The following is a 22,463-nucleotide window of genomic DNA, read 5'->3' on the forward strand; positions in this document are numbered from 1 at the left end:
ATAAGAGACACCAACAAACCCGCACCCAACGCATCAACGCCGAACGCAGACTCAACACCGAAGACGGAGTAAACACCGAAGGCGGTAAAGCCCCACCCTTCTAGGGCAACTCAGCCAAGCCGCTCCACGATCGTGGCGTTGGCCATACCGCCGCCCTCGCACATGGTCTGCAATCCGTAGCGGCCGCCGCGCTGTTCCAGGGCATTGACCAGGGTGGTCATGATGCGTGCGCCACTGGCGCCGAGGGGATGACCGATCGCGATGGCGCCGCCGTTGACGTTGGTCTTGTCCAAATCAGCACCCACCTCGGCCGCCCAGGCCAGTACCACCGGCGCGAACGCCTCGTTCACCTCGAACAGGTCGATGTCCGCCAACGTCAAACCCGCACGCGCCAAAACCTTTTCGGTTGCCGGGATGACGCCGGTCAGCATGTAGAGCGGATCGGATCCGACCACGGTCGTGGTGTGGATGCGCGCCAGCGGCTTCAGTCCGAGCTTCTTCGCGGTCGCGCCACTGGTGATCATCACCGCCGCGCTGCCGTCGGACAGCGGGGACGAATTGCCCGGGGTGATCGCCCAATTGATCTGAGGGAAGCGGGCGGCGTAGGACTCGTGATAGAACGCCGGTTTGAGTCCGGCGAGTGTCTCGACGGAGGTGCCCGGCCGGATGATCTCGTCCGCGCTCAGACCCGCGATCGGCGCGAGCTCGGCATCGAACAGCCCATCCTTGGCGGCCCGGGCCGCCTTCTCGTGGCTGCCGGCGGAGAACTCGTCGAGCTGGGCGCGCGAGAAGCCCCACTTCGCCGCGATCAGCTCGGCACTGATCCCTTGGGGGACAAGCCCTTCCGAGTAGCGTTCGGTGAATGCCAGGCCGAACGGGTCGCTACCAGGCAGTACTGATGAACCCATCGGTACCCGGGACATGGACTCCACGCCTGCGGCGATCACGATGTCGTAGGCCCCGGCGAGCACGCCTTGGGCGGCGAAGCTGATCGCCTGCTGCGAACTACCGCACTGGCGGTCCACGGTGGTGCCGGGAACGCTCTCGGGAAAGCCTGCGCCCAGCAGCGCGTTACGGGCAATGTTGACGGCTTGGTCGCCCACCTGGGTGACGGCCCCGGCGATGACGTCGTCCACCAGTGCCGGGTCGACGCCGGTGCGTGCCGTGATCTCCCGCAGGCTGTGGGCCAGAAGGTCCGCCGGCAGGACGTCGTGCAATGCGCCGGTGGCCTTGCCTTTGCCGATCGGGGTCCGGACCGCTCCGACGATGACTGCGTCGCGGTCTGTGTATCCGCTCATCTGGGCCTCCTGAAGCTCCACGCTGAGTATTGTTATGACTACCCAGGTATAGCACCTGGGTATAGTTAGAACAACTCAGATGTGGGGATTGATTCCGTGGGAATGCTGCAAGGCAAATTGGCCGATCGTGATGCGTGGTCCGCGGTGGGGCGGTGCCCGATCGAGCGGACGATGGCGTTCGCCGGCACCAAGTCGGCGATGTTGATCATGCGCGAGGCGTTCTACGGCACCACCCGGTTCGACGATTTCGCCCGGCGGGTCGGCATCACCAAGGCCGCAACGTCGGCCCGATTGTCGGATCTGGTGGCGGCCGGACTCCTGGCCAAGAAGCCGTACCGCGAGCCGGGGCAGCGGGAACGCTACGAATACGTGCTGACCGAATCCGGGACCGACTTCATGCCGGTGGTGTGGGCCATGTTCGAGTGGGGACGCAAACACCTCGGTGATACCGGTCTGCGACTCGCACACGAGGGGTGTGGCGCCCTCGCGGGCGTCGAAATTCGTTGTGAAGAAGGACATCTCGTACCGTCTGAGGAGCTCGTCATCCGCATCGAACGCGACAACCCGTGACGGTCGGCGCGGACGCGCTGAAGATTCTGGCCGACGACGGTCGCTGGCGCGTCGACCCCGGACTCACCGAAGCGGAACTCGACGCCCTCGAAACCCGGTTCTCCATGTGGTTCCACCCGGATCACCGTGACTTCCTGGCTGCCGGATTACCGGTCGGATCCGGCTGGCCGGACTGGCGAAACGCCGACGAGGTGACGCTCCGGGCGCACATCGGCCGTCCGGTGCGCGAACTGCTGCACGCCGTACGGGCCGGGGCGTTGTGGCATCCGGCCTGGGGTGACAATCCCGGCGGCGACGCGGCATGGAAAATCGCGAGCGCCGCCCTCGCCGATCAACCCCGGGTGGTCCCGATCTACGGTGTCGCATTCCTGACCCAGGGGCCGGACGCCCCGACGGTGTGGGCGGTCCAGGACGCCGGTATCTGCGCGGTGGCCGCGGATCTGGTCGGATTGGCTCGCCTGCTCACCGGACACACCGTGACCCCGCCCGACTCGGCCGGCCCGCCACCGTTGTTGCCGGAGCCGGAACCCGAGCGCGACATTCCCGGGCTGGATGTGCCGCCGTTTCCGCCTGATCCGATCATGGCCACGCTGACGGCGGTGCTGCCGCCGCGAGATCCCGGCACCGCCCTGGCCGAGCTCGGGGTCGATCTGGGGAACCTGCTGCGCCACGACGATGTACTGGCGCACCGGGCGCCCATGTGGACGGCGTCCGTGCGGCCCGGCATCCCGGCCATCGAAGCCTGGCTCGCTGTCCGGGCACAGTTTCCGGTGACGGGATTGTGGCCGGTGCTGCTCACCGGCTCGGCCTGGCACCGGATCGGGATGGATGGCATGGCCGACGAAACTCCGCTTCTCGCAGCCGAATTCAACGGTGCTCGCTGGCTCGAGCGCGAGTTCGCAGAGCGGACGGCTGAGTACCCGGTTCCGCGCTACGCGCGTGAGTTCGACGTGCTGGATACGGGGGACTGGCAACAGAGCTTCGTCCGGTTCGATTCTCGCGGCGAGTATTCCCGGCTGGGGCTGGTGCCCTCCCCGGCCGACTGGCTGGTGCCCGGACTGCTTCAGTGGTCGGGCGCGGTCAACTCCGGCGTCTGCGGCATCGACCATGCCGCGATCCTGCGCCGCTGGGCGGTGCGACACCAGACCGAGGTGTTGGCCCTCGATGACGAATTTCTCGTCCTGGTCGCCAACGAGCCGCCGCATACCCAGCGTGAGGCGCTCACCGCGGCCTTGGAGGCGTATCTGTACTGCGACGACACGGTGAACACTCAAGCCGGCTCGCTTGATGCACTCGCCGTCGCGTTGACGGACCGGTTGTGGACGTTCTGGTGGGATTGATCGGCGTTACTCTCGGCCCGTGCTGCACTTACGCGTCATCGCGCCGGTGGACCTGCGTGACCCGATCCTGAACGTTCTGCGCGCCGAACTGGGGGTAACCCACATCGTGGTGCACACCGGTGCCGCCGTCGATCCGGTGGGCGACGAGATCACCGCGGACATCGCTCGGGAAGCCGGCAACGACGTCGTCGAGCGGTTGAAATCCCTCGACGTGCATCACTTCGGCGCCATCACCCTGGAGCCGCTGGACACCGTGCTGTCGACCTCGGCCCACCACGCCGAGGATGTCGCGGACGGGGATGCGGCCGACGCGGTGATCTGGGACGAACTGATCACACGGACCCGCGAGGAATCCAGCCTCAGCGTGACGTACCTGGTGTTCCTGTGCATCGCCTGCCTGCTCGCGGCGATCGGCGTGGTGACCGATTCGGCGGTCACGGTGGTCGGCGCGATGGTCGTGGGTCCGGAATTCGGACCCTTGGCGGCGTTGGCCGTCGCGCTCGTACGGGGTCGCCTGTCCCTGGCCCGCCAGGCGGGAGTGGCACTGCTGGTCGGCTTCCCGGTGGCCATGATCGTCACCGGTCTCGGAGTGTTGGCTTTCGAAGCCCTGGGGTGGGTGCAGGTGCGGAGTTTCAGCGAGCTCACCCAGGTCGACTTCATCTTCCGGGTGGGTCCGTTCTCGCTCGTGGTGGCGCTGCTGGCCGGGGCGGCCGGGATGTTGTCGCTGGTGTCGTCGAAATCGGCGGCACTGGTGGGCGTGTTCATCTCGGTGACGACGGTGCCGGCCGCCGGCTTCGCGGTGGTGGCGGCCACCGTCGGCGACTGGCATGTCGCCGCCGAGTCGGTCCTGCAGTTGGTGGTCAACCTGGTCGGCATCACCGTGGCCGGTGTCCTGACGCTCGCGGTCTACCGCCGCACCCGCTCTGGACGCCCCGTCACAGGTGGCTGAGGCCCATCGCGAAAAAGAACACTGCGACCGCTCCGGCGATCACCGCCACCACCAGTCGATGGTGGATTCTCATCCAGGCGTAGATCCGCTCCACGGCGGACCGGGTGGCTTCCGGGGCGATCCAGAAGCTGATGATCGGCACGAGCGCCGCGAGGAAGGCCACCACGTTGAACATGACCAGCGCGGCCATCTGCTCGGCCACCGTGACGCCCGCGGTCAGTGCTGCGGCCATGGCGGCCAGGTAGTAGGGGGTGGGAAAGCCGTTGATGAGGCCGAGCAACGCTGCGGCCCACGGTGCCTCGCCGCGCAGCGCCGACTGGAGACCCGCCGGAAGTTTGGCCAGTCCCGGAATGGTGGACGGGGTCGGGGGACTGCCGACCGGGACGGGCGCGGCGCGGCGGCTGCGCACCTTGTCGACCAGGCGTTCCAGCATGCCGGTTGCCGACAGGACGGCGATCGTCAGCGCGACCCCGGCCACGCCGAGCTCAAGTGCAGGCGACATGGTCTGGCCGCCGTTGTCGGTGGCGTTTCGGAACCCGGACACCACCGCCGCGCCGACCGCGACATTGGCGATGAACGCGACGAGGAAGAACGGGAGCAGCAGTCGTGGCGGGTGTTTACGCGACAGCATGAACGCGACGACCCCGATCCGGAGTGGATCGCATGCCGCCACGACGGCCATCACCAGGACCGTGCTCCACATCGTCGGCGGCCACATCCCTTCGTTCGGTTACCTCACCGCTGAATTCAACCAGCGTTGGCCGATTCCGGCCGTATCGGGCGCCGCGCGTCGCCGTACCCGGCCGATCCTGGGGTGCGTACCGTTCTTCACTGATGGCACTGGGTGTGGATGGTGTGGACGCTGACGGCGTGTTGTCCGGCTACTGCCGGTCACGTGCCCAGCGCGCGCTGTTCGACGTGCGCGACGACGGCGGCGCCGGCTTCGACGAGATGGTCGATGTCTCCGGTGACGTGCGCCCAGCCTGGCGTGAGCTGGCCGACGGGATCGGCGAGCGGGGCAGCGACGGCCTGGACCGGCTACGCGCGACCGTGCGTGGACTCGTCGACGACGACGGCATCACCTACATCCAGGTGGACCGGCACGGAGAGGTCGTCACCGACGACGACGGCACAGCGCTGACCGGCCCGTGGCATCTCGATGCACTGCCGCTGGTGCTTTCCGCTGACGACTGGGATCCGCTCGAGGCGGGCCTGGTGCAACGCTCCCGGCTACTCGATGCGGTGCTCACCGATCTGTACGGGGCCCGCCGGTCGATCACCAGCGGAGTGTTGCCGGCCCGGTTGCTGTTCGGTCATCCCGGCTATGTGCGCGCCGCCCGGGGTCTCGTGGTACCGGGGCGTCATCAGTTGTTCCTGCATGCGTGTGATGTCAGCCGTGCCGACGACGGCACCTTCACCGTCAACGCGGACTGGACGCAGGCCCCCTCGGGCGCGGGATACGCACTCGCCGACCGACGGGTCATCGCCCACGCCGCGCCGGATCTCTACGAAGGGATAGGGCCGCGGCCCGCCTCGCCGTGGGCCCAGGCCCTGCGCCTGGCCCTGCTCGACGCAGCGCCGGAGACGGCAACAGAGCCGGTCGTGGTGGTGCTCAGCCCCGGGATCCACTCCGAGACAGCGTTCGACCAGGCGTATCTGGCCGGAGTGCTCGGCTTCCCGCTGGTGGAGAGCGCCGATCTGGTGGTCCGCGACGGCACTCTGTGGATGCGCTCGCTGGGCACCCTCAAACGAGTCGACGTGGTGCTGCGCCGCGTCGATGCCGAATATGTGGATCCGCTGGATCTGCGCCCGGATTCGCGACTCGGTGTGGTGGGTCTGGTCGAGGTGATGCGCCGTGGTGCGGTGACGGTGGTCAACACGCTCGGCAGTGGCATTCTGGAAAGCCCTGGGCTGGCCCGGTTTCTGCCGCAACTGGCCGAGCTCCTGCTGGACGAGGCACCGACATTGCCGACGATGCCGATGTACTGGGGCGGTATCGACATCGAGCGTTCCCATCTGCGCACCAAGCTGTCCTCGCTGCTGATCCGTCCGGTGAACGGCGGCCGGACGATCGTCGGACCCGCGCTGTCGGCGCCGGACCGGGAGCGATTGGCGGCACGGATCGAGGCCGAACCCGAGAACTGGACCGGCCAGGAGTTGCCGCAATTCTCCACCGCGCCAACCAACTACCGGGCCCAAGGGTTGGCGGCGGGCAACGTCGGCATGCGCTTGTTCACGGTCGCGCAACGCGGCGGGTACGCGCCGATGATCGGTGGACTGGGCTATGTCGTCGCCGCGGGAAACGCCGCCTTCCGGATGAACACCCTTGCCGCCAAGGACGTTTGGATCCGCACACCGCAGCGGGTCGCCGTCGAGCACGCACCGCCCTCGGTCGAACGGGCTGTACCGGTCGCGATGCCCAGTCCGACGCGGGCCGTGACTTCGCCCCGCGTGCTCTCGGATCTGTTCTGGATCGGCCGCTACGGTGAACGTGCCGAGGCCGTGGCCCGGCTGCTCACCGTCACCCGCGAGCGTCACCACGAATACCGATACCGTCCGGAACTCGAAGAAAGCCAATGTGTTCCGGTGTTGCTGGCGGCGATCGGGACGATCACCGGTACCGAGACCGGGGAGGTCGACGACACACTGTGGGCGGCCACGGCCGACCGGCACCGGCCGGGCTCGTTGGCCCAATCGGTGGACCGGCTGGGGTCGGCCGCCCGTTCGGTGCGTGACCAGATGTCCAACGACACCTGGATGGTGCTGGCCGGGGTGGAACGCGCGGTGCTGGGCCAGTCACCGGCTCGGCCCCGATCGCCGGCCACAGCGGAGGCGTATCTGGCCACCGCACACAGCCGGGCCCTGGCCGGAATGTTGGCGTTGTCGGGCGTGGCCGCCGAATCGATGGTGCAGGACATCGGCTGGACCATGATGGACCTCGGTAAGCGCATCGAGCGCGGGCTCGGGCTGACCGCTTTGTTGAGCGCCACGCTGACGACAGTGCGTGGCGCCGAAGCCGAACGCGCGGTGACCGAATCGGCCTTGGTGGTCTGCGAATCCTCGGTGGTCTACCGGCGGCGCAATCCGGGTCGGATCAGTGTCGCCGCGGTCGCCGAACTCATGTTGTTCGACGCGGAGAACCCGCGGTCGTTGATCTACCAGGTGGAGCGCATCCGGTCGGGTCTGAAGGCCCTGCCGGGGTCGTCGGGTTCCTCGCGTCCGGAGCGTCTCGCCGACGAGCTGGCCACCCGGCTGCGTCGGCTCGATCCGGCCGATCTCGAGGCGGTGACCGGGGACGGGGTGCGCGCCGAACTGGCCGGACTGCTCGACGGTGTCCACGCCGGTCTCAGGGAGCTCTCGACAGTCATCACCGCCGCGCACCTGTCGCTGCCCGGCGGAATGCAGCCCCTGTGGGGACCGCATGAGCGGCGGTTGCTGCCATGACCGGGCCCACCGGTGCGGCCATCCGCTGCTACGAGGTCACCCATCGCACGGTCTACCGATACTCCGACGACGTCACCAGCTCCTACGGCCGCGGCTTCCTCACCCCTCGGGACCTGGCATGGCAGCGCTGTCGATCGCACGAGCTGGTGATCGAACCGCGGCCGGCCGACAGATCCACCAGCCGCGACGTGTACGGCAACATCAGCTCGTATTTCCATGTCACCGAACGTCACCGCACCCTGACCATCACCAGCCGCTCGGTGGTCGAAGTGGATCCGTATGGGCCCGACCACTATTCCGGTGCCTCGGCCCGGGCACCGTGGGAGCTGGCCCGGCCGGTCGGCGGGGACGGCGCCCTGGCCGCCGAGTTCACCCTCGACCTGTCACCGCCGGAGATCACCGAGGCGGTACGCGAGTACGCCGCGCCCAGTTTCGTGCCCGGACGCCCGCTGATCGAGGTCCTGCGCGACCTGACTTCCAGGATCTACTCCGACTTCACCTACCGGTCCGGTTCGACCACGGTCTCCACCCAGGTGGCCGAGGTGCTCGCGGCCCGCGCGGGGGTGTGTCAGGACTTCGCGCGGCTGGCCATCGCATGCCTGCGGGCCAACGGTTTGGCCGCCGGTTATGTTTCGGGCTATCTGGCCACCGATCCACCGCCGGGCAAGGAGCGCATGATCGGGGTGGATGCCACACACGCCTGGGCATCGGTGTGGACGCCGCAGAATGTGTGGCTCGGGTTGGATCCGACCAACGACCAACTGGTCGACGAGCGTTACATCGTGGCCGGTTTCGGCCGCGACTACGCCGATGTGCCCCCGTTGCGCGGCATCATCTTCACCGATTCCGACAGTAGTGTGATCGAGGTGTCGGTGGACGTGGCCCCGTGTCCGCCCGATCGAGGGGGCTTGCTGCATGCGTGATTTCCATTGCCCGACCTGTGGCCAGCGTCTGGCGTTCGAGAACTCGCTGTGCCTTTCGTGCGGCAGTGCGTTGGGCTTCTCTCTCGACGACATGGCGCTGCTGGTGATCACCGACGCCGCGCGCAGTGGCCATGCCGGCGCAGTCGACGAAGATCAATACCAGTTGTGCGCGAATCTTCATGTAGCGGAATGTAACTGGCTGGTACGCGCCGGTTTGGGCAATGAGTTGTGCGCTTCCTGCACACTCACGCGAACCCGGCCCGCCGACGACGACACCGCCGCGATGGCGTCGTTCGCCGAAGCCGAACGGGCCAAGCGTCGGCTGATCGCCGAACTTCACGAGCTCAAGCTGCCGATCGTCGGTCGCGACGAGGACCCGGAATTCGGGCTGGCGTTCGATCTGCTGTCCAGCGAGTTCCAGAAGGTGTTCACCGGCCATCAAAACGGGGTCATCACACTGGATCTCGCCGAAGGCGACGACGTGCACCGCGAGCAGTTGCGGATTGCGATGGACGAGCCCTACCGCACCCTGCTGGGCCACTTCCGCCACGAGATCGGGCATTACTACTACTACCGCCTGGTCGAACCGTCGCCGGATTACCGGGCCCGGTTCACCGCGCTGTTCGGCGACGCCGACGCCGACTATCAGGCCGCCCTGGACCGGCACTACGACCAGGGGCCTCCGTCGGGCTGGGAGGACGATTACGTCTCGTCCTACGCGACGATGCACCCCGCCGAGGACTGGGCCGAGACCTTCGCACACTATCTGCACATCCGGGACACGCTGGACACCTCGGCAGCCTTCGGATTCGCCCCCGCCGGAGCGACATTCGAACGGCGGGTGCTGGGGCCCAGCGGGTTCGACACCATCATCGACATGTGGCTCCCGCTGGCGTGGGCGTTGAACATGGTGAACCGGTCGATGGGCCACAACGATCTGTATCCCTTCGTGCTGGCGCCCGCGGTACTGGAGAAGATGCGGTTCGTGCACACGATCATCGACGAGATCACGTCGTAGGCTTCCGGCCGAGAAAGTGACAGCACGGTCCCGATCGAATGTCGCAACCAGGCCCGGCTGCGCGGCCTTCCTAGGATCGCCGCGTGACTGATCGCTATGGCTCCGACGTCTTGGCCCGGAATCCGCACACCCCGAAGATGACCCGATCGAAGGAACAGCCCGCCGAGAAGGGCCTCGTCGTGGAGGACGCCCAGAGCGGTTATGTGGGAGCGGTGGTGCGCATCGAGGGCGGCCGGGTGGAACTCGAGGACCGCCGCGGCAAGGTGCGGACCTTTCCGATGGGCCCGGGCTTCCTGCTCGACGGCAAGCCGGTGAGCCTCGTGGTGCCCAAACGGTCGTCGGCACCGGCGCGCACGGCGTCCGGATCGGTCGCGGTACCGAATGCCAAGGCCAGGGTGGCGCTGCCCAGCCGGATCTATGTGGAAGGCCGCCACGACGCCGAACTCGTCGAGCAGGTGTGGGGAGCCGATCTGCGCATCGAAGGCGTCGTCGTCGAATACCTCGGCGGTGTCGACGATCTGGCAGGCATCGTGGCCGAGTTCGCGCCCGAACCGGGCCGCCGGCTCGGGGTGCTCGTCGACCACCTGGTCGCGGGGTCGAAGGAGGCGCGCATCGCCGAGACGGTACGACGGGGCGCAGGCGGTGAGCACACCCTGGTGGTCGGACACCCGTTCGTCGACATCTGGCAGGCCGTGAAGCCGGCCCGGCTCGGAATGAAAGCCTGGCCCACCATTCCGCGCAATGTGGAGTGGAAGCACGGCATCTGTGCGGCGCTGGGGTGGCCCCACCGGAACCAGGCCGATATCGCCGGGGCCTGGCAGAGGATCCGGGGCCGGGTGCGGGACTGGAATGATCTTGAGCCCGCACTGATCGGCCGGGTCGAGGAACTGATCGATTTCGTCACCGCCCCGGAATAGCCGGTCGTGGCGGCGTGGTAAGCAGAAGACGTGTCCGACGGTTTGTTCGACGTGCCAGGTGAGCCGGATCCGGCTGATCCGGGCGCATCGGCGACGTCCGGCACCGGATCGGTCGGCTCCTCGCGCGAGCGCTCGTCGGCGCCGTTGGCGGTGCGGATGCGCCCCGCTGATCTCGACGAGGTCGTCGGTCAGTCTCACCTGCTGAAGGCCGGTTCGCCCCTGCGTCGGCTGGTGGAGGGATCGGGCGCGGCATCGGTCATCCTCTACGGCCCACCCGGCACCGGCAAGACCACCCTCGCCTCGCTCATCTCCCAGGCCACCGGCCGTCGCTTCGAGGCGCTCTCGGCGCTGAGTGCCGGGGTCAAAGAGGTCCGCGCGGTCATCGACGGAGCACGGAAGGCACTTCTGCACGGTCAACAGACCGTGCTGTTCATCGATGAGGTGCACCGCTTCTCCAAGACTCAGCAGGACGCCCTGCTGGCGGCAGTGGAGAACCGCGTCGTGCTGTTGGTGGCGGCCACCACGGAGAACCCGTCGTTCTCGGTGGTGGCGCCGCTGCTGTCGCGCTCACTGATCCTGCAGCTGCAGCCACTGAGCGCCGAGGAAATCGGCACCGTGGTGCGCCGGGCCCTGGCCGACCCGCGCGGTCTGGGCGGCGCGGTAGAGGCCGACGACGAGGCCGTCGACCTGCTGGTGCGGCTGTCGTCCGGTGATGCGCGCCGGGCATTGACCGCCCTGGAAGTGGCCGCGGAAACGGCCGGCGGCCCCGGCGGGGTGATCACCGTGGACGTGATCGAACAGTCGTTGGACAAGGCCGCGGTGCGTTACGACCGGGACGGGGATCAGCACTACGACGTGATCAGCGCCTTCATCAAGTCCGTGCGCGGATCCGACGTCGACGCGGCGTTGCACTACCTGGCCCGGATGCTGGTGGCGGGGGAGGACCCGCGTTTTGTCGCGCGCCGGTTGATGATCCTGGCCAGCGAGGACATCGGGATGGCCGATCCCACGGCATTGCAGACGGCGGTGGCTGCGGCCCAGACTGTGCAACTGATCGGAATGCCCGAGGCACAGCTGACCCTCGCTCATGCGACGGTTCATCTGGCCACCGCGCCCAAGTCCAATGCGGTCACCACCGCACTCGGCGCCGCGATGAGCGACATCCGGGCCGGCAAGGCCGGTCTGGTGCCCCCGCATCTGCGTGACGGTCACTATTCGGGCGCACAGAAACTCGGCCATGCCGTCGGTTACAAATACGCCCACGACCACCCTGATGGGGTTGTGCCGCAACAGTATCCACCGGACGAGCTGGTGGGGGTGGACTACTATCAGCCGACCGGTCGTGGATTCGAGCGGGAACTTGCCTCCCGGGTCGACAAACTACGTGCCATCATCCGACGTATTCGGCGCTGACATCCGACGAAAACCACGGCCCCGGTTGAGAATTCAAACCGGGGCCGTGGTGCGGGGGTCAGGCGGTCAGCGCAGCAGACCGGTCCGTCGGCGTCCCATGAACGCGGACACCACTGCCACACCGATGGCCGCGACAACGACCTGGACCAGCAACTCGAGCCAGTCGATTCCGTTGGTGACCGTCGGGATTCCGAGGGCACGGGCGATCGCGGTGCCGATGAAGGCCGACACGATGCCGACCAGGATCGTCACCAGAAATCCGATGGGCTGTCTGCCGGGAACGATCAGGCGGCCGATCAGGCCGACGACGATGCCGATCAGGATCGCGCTGATGATGCCGGTGATGGTCATTTCTCCTCCAGGGCTGGTTTGGACTGGAACGGAGATACCCCGGACATTCACCGCCCAAACGGCGCCGTCAATTCTGGACTCGTTCTCCGTCAGGCCATCTCGGGAACCCGCAGGTGTGCCAGCACCAATTCGTACTCACCGACATTTAGTTGCTCGGCACTCAGATCGCGTAACCGGGCCGTGCGCAACGCCCGGGCCTCGTCTCTGTTGCGGTCCATCGCCTCGGCACCGTCGAAGGTGGCCGAGGACACCGCCCGGCCGGACGAACGGTCGATCATCAGGCTGGCGCTGCAAAAGCCGTCGAGGTCCTCCATCGCGGGCAGGACCGAGCTGCGGTAGAACTCCACGGCCCGGTCGAACAGTTCGGGCCGAGTCCGCAGCCAGGTGGTCCGCACACAGGCTCCCGGTCCGGAGTACTGCTCGCGGTGCACCATCGCGATTTCCCATTCGTCGATGGTCGCGATGCCGGCGAAGACCTCCACCAACCGATGACGCATCGGCGCCACTGCCGCAGCGCTGGCGTGCATGGACTCTTCGGACCGCCACGCCGTCGTCAGGACACACTCACCCGATTCCCGGTCCACCAGCAACGACAGGCCGACACAGCCGTCGACGGCGTCGAGGGCGGGCATCACCTCGTCCCGAACGTGGGCGACCCCGGCGTTGATGGCCTGGGTGCGCGCGGCGATCGTGGTTGAACGTGCGAACACGATCCACCCCTTCCTGCCAAGGCGGCGCCCCGGTGGCGCCACCGGTTCCCTCTCCACCCTCCTCCGGTATGTCTCGGGTGGCAATGGGATACGCGAGCGGCTCGTACCCTGAACTCATGGACACCGACGTCATCGACGTGGACACCTCGCAGCGGCGCATCGTCGATCTGACCGACGCGGTGCGCGAGTTCTGCGGCGCGCACGACGACGGTCTGTGCAACGTGTTCGTCCCGCACGCCACCGCCGGGGTGGCGATCATCGAGACCGGCGCCGGATCGGACAAGGATCTGGTCGACACCCTGGAACGGCTGGTGCCGCGTGATGACCGTTACCGGCACAGCCACGGCTCGTTCGGCCACGGCGCCGATCATGTGCTGCCCGCCCTGGTGTCTCCTTCGGTCACGCTGCCGGTGAAGTCGGGCCGCGTGCTGCTGGGCACCTGGCAGAGCGTGGTGCTGGTGGATCTCAACCGCGACAACCCGCAGCGTTCGGTGCGGCTGAGCTTCCTGGGGGCGTGACGTTCGTCGCCTTTTCGGGGTGAACGCGCGCAACGGTAATGTGAAGCGGTCGAACCGGTGGTTGCTCGCGCAACCCCAGCCACCCACGAACACGAGGACAGAGACGACGTGCAGACCCACGAGATCAGGAAGCGTTTCCTCGATCACTACGTGAAGGCGGGTCACACTGAGGTGCCCAGCGCCTCGGTGATCCTCGACGACCCCAACCTGCTGTTCGTCAATGCCGGCATGGTGCAGTTCGTGCCTTACTTCCTCGGTGCGCGCACCCCGCCGTGGAACCGGGCCGTCAGTGTCCAGAAGTGCATCCGTACCCCCGATATCGACGAGGTGGGTATCACCACCCGGCACAACACCTTCTTCCAGATGGCCGGCAACTTCAGTTTCGGCGACTACTTCAAGAAGGGCGCCATCGAGCTGGCCTGGAGCCTGCTGACCAACCCGGTGTCCGAGGGCGGCTACGGCTTCGACCCGGAAAAGCTCTGGGCAACGGTCTATCTGGACGATGACGAGGCGATCGCGCTGTGGCAGGAAGTGGCCGGTCTGCCCGCCGAGCGCATCCAGCGCCGCGGCATGGCCGACAACTACTGGTCGATGGGCATCCCCGGCCCGTGCGGCCCGTCCTCGGAGATCTACTACGACCGCGGCCCCGAATACGGTGTCGACGGCGGTCCGGTGGCCAACGAGGACCGCTACATCGAGATCTGGAACCTCGTGTTCATGCAGAACGAGCGGGGCGAGGGCACCTCGAAAGAGGATTACGAGATCCTCGGGCCGCTGCCCCGCAAGAACATCGACACCGGCATGGGCATCGAACGCGTGGCCTGTCTGCTGCAGGGCGTGGACAACGTCTACGAGACGGACCTGCTGCGCCCGGTGATCGATGTCGTGGCCGGCGTTTCGCCTCGGCCGTACGGTGCCGGCAATCACGCCGACGACGTGCGCTACCGCATCATCGCCGATCACACCCGCACCGCGGCGATCATCATCGGCGACGGTGTCAGCCCGGGCAACGAGGGCCGCGGTTACGTCTTGCGGCGGCTGCTGCGACGCATCATCCGGGCCGCCAAGCTGCTCGGTGTCGAGCGGCCGATCATGGCCGAGTTGATGGTCACCGTGCGGGACGCCATGGGGCCCGCCTACCCCGAACTGGTCACCGATTTCGACCGGATCCAGCGCATCGCGGTGGCCGAGGAGACCGCCTTCAACCGCACCCTGGCCTCGGGATCGCGGCTGTTCGACGACGCCGCCGCCGCGACCAAGAAGTCCGGTGCCGCTGTGTTGTCGGGCAGTGACGCATTCACCCTGCACGACACCTACGGCTTCCCGATCGACCTCACCCTGGAGATGGCCGCCGAGGCCGGGCTGTCCGTGGACGAACAGGGCTTCCGGGCCTTGATGGCCGAGCAGCGGCAACGCGCCAAGGCCGATGCTGCCGCGCGCAAGCAGGCTCACACCGACCTCTCGGCGTACCGTGAGCTGGTCGACGCCGGCCCCACCGAGTTCACCGGTTTCGATGAATTGTCCACCGAGGCAAGGATTCTGGGCATCTTCGTGGACGGTAAGCGGGTGCCGGTGGTGACCCACGGGGACGTGGACGCCGAGCGGGTCGAACTGATTCTGGACCGCACCCCGTTCTACGCCGAGGCCGGCGGCCAGATCGCCGACGAAGGTGCCATCACCGGCACGGGTTCGTCGGCCACCGCCAAGGCTGCCGTCACCGATGTGCAGAAGATCGCCAAAACCCTGTGGGCACACCGCATCAACGTCGAGTCCGGCGAATTCGTCGAAGGCGACACGATCGTCGCCGCGGTGGATCCGAAGTGGCGTCACGGCGCCACCCAGGGGCACTCCGGTACCCACATGGTGCACGCCGCGCTGCGGCAGGTGTTGGGCCCCACCGCCGTTCAGGCCGGTTCGCTGAACCGGCCCGGCTACCTGCGGTTCGACTTCAACTGGCAGGGCGCGCTGACCGACGACCAGCGCACGCAGATAGAAGAAGTGACCAACGAAGCCGTCGAGGCGGACTTCCAGGTGAACACCTTCGTCACCGCGCTGGACAAGGCCAAGGCCATGGGCGCGATGGCGATGTTCGGGGAGAACTATCCCGACCAGGTGCGGGTGGTCGAGATCGGCGGGCCGTTCTCGCTGGAGCTGTGCGGCGGCACCCACGTGCACAACTCCGCCCAGATCGGACCGGTCACCATCCTCGGCGAATCGTCGGTGGGCTCGGGCGTGCGCCGGGTCGAGGCCTACGTGGGCCTGGAATCGTTCCGGCACCTGGCCAAGGAGCGCGCCTTGATGGCGGGCCTGGCCTCCTCGCTCAAGGTGCCCTCCGAAGAGGTGCCCGCCCGGGTGGCGAACCTGGTGGAGCGTCTCAAGGTGGCCGAGAAGGAACTGGACAAGGTCCGGCTGGCCAACGCCAGGGCCTCGGCGGCGAATGCCGCGGCCGGTGCCGAGACCGTCGGCAAGGTCCGGTTGGTGGCGCAGCGGATGGCGGGCGGGATGTCGGCGGGAGATCTGCGCAGCCTTGTCGGGGACATCAAGGGCAAGCTCGGCGCCGACCCGGCCGTGGTGGCGCTGATCGCCGAGGGGGAGAACGACTCGGTGCCCTTCGTGGTGGCGGTCAACCCGGCCGCCCAGGACCTGGGACTGCGCGCCAACGAACTGGTCAAGCAGTTCGGCGCGGCGGTCAACGGCCGCGGGGGCGGCAAGGCGGACATGGCACAAGGCTCGGGTAAGGGGGCGGCGGGCATCGACGCGGCATTGGCCGCGCTGCGCGCCGAGATCGGCCGAGGCTGACTTCGTGTCCGAGACGGTCACCGACCGGCAGCCGGACCGTCCCGGGGACGACGACCCGGGACGCGGCCGGCGCATCGGCATCGACGTCGGCACCGTACGGATCGGCGTTGCCAGCTGCGATCCCGACGGCATCCTGGCCACGCCGGTGGAGACCGTGCAGCGCGACAAGCGGGACCGCTCCGGTAAGCATCTGCGCAGACTCGTGGCCGTGATCGGTGAGTACGAGGCCGTCGAGGTCGTCGTCGGATTGCCCCGCACCCTCGCCGACCGGGCCGGCACCTCGGCCGTCGACGCGATCGCGCTGGCCGACGAGCTGGCCCGGCGCATCGACCCAATACCGGTGCGGCTGGCCGACGAACGGCTCACTACTGTGTCGGCACAGCGGTCGTTGCGCGAAGCGGGGGTCCGGGCAAAAGGACAGAAGGCGATGATCGACCAGGCCGCTGCGGTTGGCATTCTGCAGAGCTGGCTCGATCAGCGGCGGGCGGCGCTGGCCGCACGCGGAGAGGGCATGGATGGCTGAGAAGTGGGGTGCCGACAAGGCGGAGCCCGAGGCGGTGGGTCCTCCGCGCCGCGGGCTGAGCCCCGCCCAGCGGGCCCGCAAATCCCGCAACGACCGGAAGCGACGTGCCACCCGGGGCCTGTCCCTGGCGGCCCTCATCGTGGTGGTGATCGGTGCGGTGTTCCTGGGATCCAAGCTGTGGCACGGCATGTCCGGAAGCGCCAACGACTACGCGGGTGACGGGGTGGCCGACGTGGTCATCCAGGTCCACGACGGTGATTCCACGACGGCGATCGCCAAGACCCTGCAGGACCACAAGGTGGTCGCCACGGTGAAGGCGTTCGTCGAGGCGGCCCACAAGAACGAGGCGATCTCGGCGATACAGCCCGGCTTCTACAAGGTGCGGACCGAAATCCCGGCATCGAATGCCGTTGAACGCCTTGCTGATCCACAGAGCCGCGTGGGCAAGCTGACGATTCCGGAAGGACGTCAGCTCGACGACATCGCCGACGTCAAGACCAACGCCGTCACCGAAGGCATCTTCACCCTGATCTCCCACGCCTCGTGCGTCGAGCTCGACGGTAAGAAGCGCTGCGTACCGGTCGACGCTCTGCGTGCGGCCGCCCAGTCGGCGCCGGCGGCTGCGCTGGCAGTACCGGACTGGGCCGGCGGCCCGGTCGCCGCGATGCCCAACGACCATCGGCGGCTGGAGGGTTTGATCGCGCCGGGCACCTGGAACGTCGACCCGGCCGGATCGGCGCAGGACATCCTGTCCACCCTGATTGCAGGCAGCGCCGCGGTCTACACCCAGAGCGGTCTGCTCGACACCGCAGCCGCCATGCAACTGTCGCCCTACCAGATCCTCACCGTCGGATCCCTGGTACAGCGGGAGGCCAAGCCCCAGGACTTCGACAAAGTGGCCCGGGTGATCTACAACCGGCTGGCCGAACAACGCAAGCTGGAGTTCGACTCGACCGTGAACTACCCGCTGGACCGTCAGGAAGTGGCCACCACCGACGACGACCGGGCCCAGCTCACCCCGTGGAACACCTATATGCGCCAAGGCCTTCCGCAGACTCCGATCTGCTCGCCGGGAACCGAGGCGTTGGCCGCGGCCGAGCACCCGGCGGCGGGGGACTGGCTGTACTTCGTGACCGTCGACATGCAGGGCACGACGTTGTTCACCCGCGACTACGAACAGCACCTGGCCAACATCGAACAAGCCCAACACAACGGTGTCCTCGACAGTGCCAGATAGGCGGCCCGCCGCCGTGCCAGGTAGGCGGCCCGCCGCGGTGCCCGATAGGCGGCCCGCCGCCGTGCCCGATAGGCGGCCCGCCGCCGTGCCCGACAGCGTCCGCAAAGCCGCAGTTCTCGGCTCACCGATCGCCCATTCGCGGTCACCGCAACTGCACCTGGCCGCCTACCGCGCGCTCGGGCTGCCGGAGTGGACCTATGAGCGCCTGGAGTGCACGGCCGAACAGCTGCCCGGACTCGTCGGCGATCTCGGCCCGGAATGGGTCGGCCTGTCGGTGACCATGCCGGGCAAGTTCGCCGCCTTGGAGTTCGCCGATCAGCGCACCGACCGGGCGGATCTGGTCGGCTCGGCCAACACGCTGGTCCAGCTGCCCTCGGGCGGCTGGCGGGCAGACAACACCGACATCGACGGCGTCGTCGGGGCACTCGGCACCGCCGGGGACTCGGCGCTGGTGATCGGCTCCGGTGGCACCGCCCCGGCCGCGGTGGTCGCCCTGGCCGAGCTCGGTGTGCAGCAGATCGTCATCGTGGCCCGTGACGAGGTCAAGGCCGCGCGGCTGGTGGATCTGGCCGGCCGATGCGGCGCGCAGAGCAGCTGGTGTGACATCAACGGTGCAGCGCTGGCCGACGCGGCGGCCGCCGCCGATGCCGCCGTCAGCACCATTCCGGCCGACGCGGCGGCCGTCCATGCCCCCACGCTGGCCATGGTGCCGCGGCTGCTCGACGCCATCTACGATCCGTGGCCGACACCGCTGGCCGCGGCTGTTGAAGCCGCCGGCGGCGAGGCGATCAACGGCTTGGAGATGCTGTTGAACCAGGCGTTCGCCCAGGTGGAGCAGTTCACCGGGATGCCGGCGCCCAAAGAGGCGATGAGGGCTGCGCTGCTCGGGGCTTAGCCTCGGTTGATGGGGGTGGGGGTCACCGTCGTCGCGGCCGCCTGGCTACTGGCACTGAGTGGCTACGACATCGCCGAACGGCGGCTGCCGAACTGGCTGACGCTGCCGGGTGCGGTGCTGGTGCTGCTCGTCGCCTCGGCGGCCGGGCAGGGGCTCTCCGCCCTGGCCGGGGCGGCGGCCCTGTCGATGTTGTATTTCGTGGTGCATCTGGTCTCGCCGCGAGCGATGGGCGGCGGCGACGTCAAACTCGCGGTCGGACTGGGCGCTCTGAGCGGCGCGTTCGGGGTTGAGGTCTGGCTGCTGGCGGCACTGGCGGCTCCGTTGTTCACCGCGGTGCTGGCACTCGGTGCCGCGCTGCGCGGGATCCGGACCGTGCCCCATGGCCCGTCGATGTGTGTGGCCACGGCAGCGGCGGTGGCGTTGGTGTTGGCCTAGGCGCGTCGAACGTCGGCTTGTGGTCGAACATCCGCCAAAATCTCGCACCCAAGCCAACGTTGGGCCGCGATGGCCACGGATTTCGGCAGGCAAACCCCGCCGTGGGAGAATGACAGCCGTGTTGCGATGGACCACAGCAGGTGAATCTCACGGCCGCGCCCTGGTGGCCATGCTCGAGGGGATGGTTGCCGGCGTCCCCATCACGTCCGAGGACATCGCGGCGCAGCTCAAGCGCCGCCGCCTCGGATATGGCCGGGGCGCCCGGATGAAGTTCGAACAGGATCAGGTCACCATGCTGGCCGGGGTCCGTCACGGCACCACCCTGGGCGGGCCGATCGCGATCGAGATCGGCAACACCGAATGGCCGAAGTGGGAGACCGTGATGGCCCCCGACCCGGTCGATCCGGCCGAGCTGGACGTGGCGCGCAACGCCCCGCTGACCCGGCCGCGACCCGGCCACGCCGATTACGCGGGCATGCTCAAGTACGGCTTCGACGACGCCCGGCCGGTGCTGGAACGCGCCAGCGCGCGCGAGACGGCGGCGCGGGTGGCGGCAGGCACCGTGGCCCGGTCTTTCCTGCGTGCCGCGCTGGGTGTCGAGGTGGTTTCCCACGTCGTCTCGATCGGGGCCTCCGAACCGTATGTCGGCCCGCCGCCGCAGTTCTCCGATCTGGAGAAGATCGACGCAAGTCCGGTCCGCGCGTTCGACGAGGCCGCTGAGGCGTCGATGATCGCCGAGATCGAGGACGCCAAAAAGGACGGCGACACCCTCGGCGGCGTCGTCGAGGTCGTCGTCGCGGGTCTGCCGATCGGGTTGGGCTCGTTCACCAGCGGCGACAACCGCCTCGACAGCCAACTGGCCGCCGCAGTCATGGGCATCCAGGCCATCAAGGGCGTGGAGATCGGCGACGGCTTCGAGACCGCGCGCCGCCGCGGCAGCGTCGCCCACGACGAGATGTACCCCGGCCCCGACGGGGTCTTGCGCTCGACGAACCGGGCCGGCGGCCTGGAAGGCGGCATGACCAACGGCCAGGCGCTGCGGGTACGCGCCGCGATGAAGCCGATCTCGACCGTCCCGCGGGCACTGGCCACCGTCGACATGGCCACCGGGGAAGAGGCCGTCGCCATCCACCAGCGTTCGGACGTGTGCGCGGTGCCCGCCGCCGGGGTCGTGGTGGAGACGATGGTCGCATTGGTTGTCGCCCGCGCGGTACTGGAGAAGTTCGGCGGGGACTCGCTGGCCGAGACCCGCACCAACATCGACGCCTACCTGCGGGCAGTCTCCGAGCGCGAGCCGGCGGCGCAGGCCCTGGGCTGATGGCGCCCAAGGCGGTGTTGATCGGCTTGCCAGGCTCGGGCAAGTCGACCATTGGCCGCCGGCTGGCCAAAGCGCTGGACCTGACCATGCTCGATACCGACGCCGCGATCGAAGAAACCACCGGGCGCACCATCGCCGAGATCTTCGCCACCGACGGCGAGGCGGAGTTCCGTCGGATCGAGGAAGAGGTCATCCGCTCGGCACTGGCCAGCCACGACGGCGTGCTGTCCCTGGGCGGCGGTGCGGTCACCACACCCGGCGTGCGTTCGGCACTGGCCGGGCACACCGTGGTGTATCTGGAGATCAGCGCGGCCGAGGGGGTGCGCCGCACCGGGGGTTCCACAGTTCGGCCGCTGCTGGCCGGCCCGGACCGGGCCGAAAAGTATCGCGCCCTGATGTCGGAGCGGGTGCCGCTCTACCGTCGGGTGGCGACCATGCGGATCAACACCAACCGGCGCAATCCCGGTGCGGTGGTGCGCACCATCGTCACGCGGTTGGAAAATCCGCCCACCCAGAAACAGCCACAGAATCAGGCACAGCAGCCGCGGACGGCCAAGCGGCGCCGCCGCCGCCCACCATGGCGACGCGGTGCGTCGTCGTCGGGAGCGTCGTCCGCTTCCGAGGCCAAGGGCGACAAACCCGCAACCAGCTCTTCCAACTCTGGATCGACAGCCATACCCACCCCCGCGGCTCTGGCCGCTCGCAACGCGGAGCGACATGATGACTGACCCGGTAATCGTCGAAGTACTGGTGGATCGGCCTTACCCGGTCATCATCGGGACCGGGCTGCTCGGTGAACTCGGCAACACGCTCGAGGGGCGCCACAAGGTGGCGATTCTGCATCAGCCGGTGCTCACCGAGACCGCTGAGGTGGTGCGACAACACTTGGCCGACAAGGGAATCGAGGCGCACCGGATCGAGATTCCGGATGCCGAGGCGGGTAAGGAACTGCCTGTCGTCGGTTTCATCTGGGAAGTGTTGGGGCGCATCGGCATCGGCCGCAAAGACGCCGTCGTCAGCTTGGGCGGGGGAGCGGCCACCGACGTCGCCGGCTTTGCTGCGGCCACGTGGCTGCGCGGCGTCGACATCGTGCACGTGCCGACCACGCTGCTGGGAATGGTCGATGCGGCAGTCGGTGGCAAGACCGGTATCAACACCGACGCAGGCAAGAACCTTGTCGGCGCCTTTCATCAGCCGGCCGCGGTGCTGGTGGATCTTGCCACCTTGGAAACGTTGCCGCGCAACGAGATCATCGCCGGGATGGCCGAGATCGTCAAGGCCGGTTTCATCGCCGACCCGGTGATCCTCGACCTGATCGAAGCCGACCCGCAAGCCGCGCTCGATCCGTCCGGGACAGTGCTGCCGGAGTTGATCCGCCGTGCGATCGCGGTCAAGGCCGAGGTGGTTGCTGCCGACGAGAAGGAATCGCAGCTGCGCGAGATCCTCAACTACGGTCACACGCTGGCGCACGCCATCGAGCGTCGCGAGCGGTACAAGTGGCGTCACGGCGCCGCGGTGTCGGTAGGGCTGGTCTTCGCGGCCGAACTGGGCCGGCTGGCCGGACGTCTCGACGACAAGACGGCCGACCGGCATCGAACAGTGCTCACCGCGCTGGGACTGCCCGTCACCTACGACGGCGACGCGCTGCCCCAATTGCTGGACTACATGGCAGGGGACAAGAAGAACCGCTCGGGTGTGTTGCGGTTCGTGGTGCTCGACGGACTGGCCAAACCGGGCCGGCTGGAAGGGCCGGACCCCTCGCTGTTGGTGGCCGCCTACGCAGAAGTGGCGCGGGCGCTCAGGCC

20 protein-coding genes and 1 pseudogene are annotated in these 22,463 nt (G+C 68.1%); 17 read left to right on the forward strand and 4 right to left on the reverse strand.

Annotated elements, in window-relative coordinates:
* Positions 1–110: 110 nt before the first annotated feature.
* Entirely contained in the window at positions 111–1,298 is a 1,188-nt protein-coding gene (locus A5740_RS06145; RefSeq protein WP_076192393.1) for a thiolase family protein, read from the reverse strand.
* Positions 1,299–1,400: 102 nt separating this feature from the next.
* On the opposite strand from A5740_RS06145, the gene A5740_RS06150 reads away from it, so the two are divergent.
* Genes A5740_RS06150 through A5740_RS06160 form a run of 3 tightly spaced genes read left to right on the forward strand, consistent with a single transcriptional unit; the run spans position 1,401 to position 4,157 of the window.
* Positions 1,401–1,868, forward strand: coding sequence for a winged helix-turn-helix transcriptional regulator (locus A5740_RS06150; RefSeq protein WP_371454724.1), 468 nt, complete (start codon positions 1,401–1,403; stop codon positions 1,866–1,868).
* Positions 1,865–3,208, forward strand: coding sequence for a DUF4253 domain-containing protein (locus A5740_RS06155; protein WP_076192367.1), 1,344 nt, complete (start codon positions 1,865–1,867; stop codon positions 3,206–3,208). The genes A5740_RS06150 and A5740_RS06155 overlap by 4 nt, the downstream gene beginning before the upstream one ends.
* Positions 3,209–3,227: 19 nt before the next feature.
* Complete coding sequence (locus A5740_RS06160; RefSeq protein WP_076192368.1) at positions 3,228–4,157, forward strand: DUF389 domain-containing protein; 930 nt, start codon at positions 3,228–3,230, stop codon at positions 4,155–4,157.
* On the opposite strand, the gene A5740_RS06165 is transcribed toward A5740_RS06160, so the two are convergent.
* Entirely contained in the window at positions 4,144–4,860 is a 717-nt protein-coding gene (locus A5740_RS06165; protein ID WP_076192394.1) for a GAP family protein, read from the reverse strand. The two genes, A5740_RS06160 and A5740_RS06165, sit on opposite strands and share 14 nt — an antisense overlap.
* Positions 4,861–4,991: 131 nt before the next feature.
* Between A5740_RS06165 and A5740_RS06170 the strand changes: the two genes are divergently transcribed.
* The 5 genes from A5740_RS06170 to A5740_RS06190 all read left to right on the forward strand — a co-directional run bounded on the left by A5740_RS06170 (position 4,992) and on the right by A5740_RS06190 (position 11,872).
* A complete protein-coding gene (locus tag A5740_RS06170) occupies positions 4,992–7,601 on the forward strand; it encodes a circularly permuted type 2 ATP-grasp protein (RefSeq protein ID WP_076192370.1) in 2,610 nt (869 codons plus the stop codon).
* Positions 7,598–8,524, forward strand: coding sequence for a transglutaminase family protein (locus tag A5740_RS06175; protein WP_076192372.1), 927 nt, complete (start codon positions 7,598–7,600; stop codon positions 8,522–8,524). The genes A5740_RS06170 and A5740_RS06175 overlap by 4 nt, the downstream gene beginning before the upstream one ends.
* The gene (locus tag A5740_RS06180; RefSeq protein WP_076192373.1) at positions 8,517–9,542 is read left to right on the forward strand and encodes a putative zinc-binding metallopeptidase; all 1,026 of its coding nucleotides are present in this window, start codon (positions 8,517–8,519) and stop codon (positions 9,540–9,542) included. The genes A5740_RS06175 and A5740_RS06180 overlap by 8 nt, the downstream gene beginning before the upstream one ends.
* An 83-nt stretch (positions 9,543–9,625) precedes the next feature.
* Positions 9,626–10,459 carry a DUF3097 domain-containing protein gene (locus A5740_RS06185; RefSeq protein WP_076192375.1) on the forward strand — a complete coding sequence of 278 codons (834 nt, stop codon included), beginning with the start codon at positions 9,626–9,628 and terminating at the stop codon, positions 10,457–10,459.
* A gap of 30 nt (positions 10,460–10,489) precedes the next feature.
* Positions 10,490–11,872: a replication-associated recombination protein A gene (locus A5740_RS06190; protein WP_076192377.1), complete on the forward strand. Its 1,383-nt coding sequence runs from the start codon at positions 10,490–10,492 to the stop codon at positions 11,870–11,872.
* 66 nt (positions 11,873–11,938) lie between these two features.
* Here the strand turns inward: A5740_RS06190 and A5740_RS06195 are convergent, their stop codons facing one another.
* Complete coding sequence (locus tag A5740_RS06195; protein ID WP_076192378.1) at positions 11,939–12,223, reverse strand: GlsB/YeaQ/YmgE family stress response membrane protein; 285 nt, start codon at positions 12,221–12,223, stop codon at positions 11,939–11,941.
* Positions 12,224–12,312: 89 nt separating this feature from the next.
* The gene (locus tag A5740_RS06200) at positions 12,313–12,933 is read right to left on the reverse strand and encodes an antibiotic biosynthesis monooxygenase (RefSeq protein ID WP_076192380.1); all 621 of its coding nucleotides are present in this window, start codon (positions 12,931–12,933) and stop codon (positions 12,313–12,315) included.
* 116 nt (positions 12,934–13,049) lie between these two features.
* On the opposite strand from A5740_RS06200, the gene A5740_RS06205 reads away from it, so the two are divergent.
* The 9 genes and pseudogenes from A5740_RS06205 to aroB all read left to right on the forward strand — a co-directional run.
* Positions 13,050–13,451, forward strand: coding sequence for a secondary thiamine-phosphate synthase enzyme YjbQ (locus A5740_RS06205; RefSeq protein WP_076192396.1), 402 nt, complete (start codon positions 13,050–13,052; stop codon positions 13,449–13,451).
* A 108-nt stretch (positions 13,452–13,559) separates the two neighbouring features.
* The gene (alaS, locus tag A5740_RS06210) at positions 13,560–16,250 is read left to right on the forward strand and encodes an alanine--tRNA ligase (protein ID WP_076192381.1); all 2,691 of its coding nucleotides are present in this window, start codon (positions 13,560–13,562) and stop codon (positions 16,248–16,250) included.
* A gap of 4 nt (positions 16,251–16,254) precedes the next feature.
* On the forward strand, positions 16,255–16,773 hold the full coding sequence (gene ruvX / locus A5740_RS06215; RefSeq protein WP_076192383.1) for a Holliday junction resolvase RuvX: 519 nt from the start codon (positions 16,255–16,257) through the stop codon (positions 16,771–16,773).
* Positions 16,766–18,010: an endolytic transglycosylase MltG gene (mltG, locus tag A5740_RS06220; protein ID WP_076192385.1), complete on the forward strand. Its 1,245-nt coding sequence runs from the start codon at positions 16,766–16,768 to the stop codon at positions 18,008–18,010. Before ruvX ends, mltG begins: the two co-directional genes overlap by 8 nt.
* Before the next feature lie 61 nt (positions 18,011–18,071).
* The gene (locus A5740_RS06225) at positions 18,072–18,905 is read left to right on the forward strand and encodes a shikimate dehydrogenase (protein WP_076192386.1); all 834 of its coding nucleotides are present in this window, start codon (positions 18,072–18,074) and stop codon (positions 18,903–18,905) included.
* Positions 18,906–18,914: 9 nt separating this feature from the next.
* Positions 18,915–19,340: an A24 family peptidase gene (locus A5740_RS06230; RefSeq protein ID WP_076192388.1), complete on the forward strand. Its 426-nt coding sequence runs from the start codon at positions 18,915–18,917 to the stop codon at positions 19,338–19,340.
* Positions 19,341–19,458: 118 nt separating this feature from the next.
* Positions 19,459–20,658 (forward strand): chorismate synthase, encoded by a 1,200-nt coding sequence (gene aroC, locus A5740_RS06235; RefSeq protein WP_076192398.1) that lies wholly within the window; start codon positions 19,459–19,461, stop codon positions 20,656–20,658.
* Positions 20,658–21,164: pseudogene (locus tag A5740_RS06240) on the forward strand (shikimate kinase); the annotation flags it as partial. The gene aroC and the pseudogene A5740_RS06240, both read left to right, overlap by 1 nt.
* A 214-nt stretch (positions 21,165–21,378) precedes the next feature.
* Positions 21,379–22,463: 3-dehydroquinate synthase (gene aroB / locus A5740_RS06245; RefSeq protein ID WP_076192391.1), on the forward strand; the 1,085-nt coding region annotated here is incomplete at its 3' end.

Origin of the sequence: Mycobacterium sp. GA-1841, assembly GCF_001954135.1 — a bacterium.
GTDB lineage: Bacteria > Actinomycetota > Actinomycetes > Mycobacteriales > Mycobacteriaceae > Mycobacterium.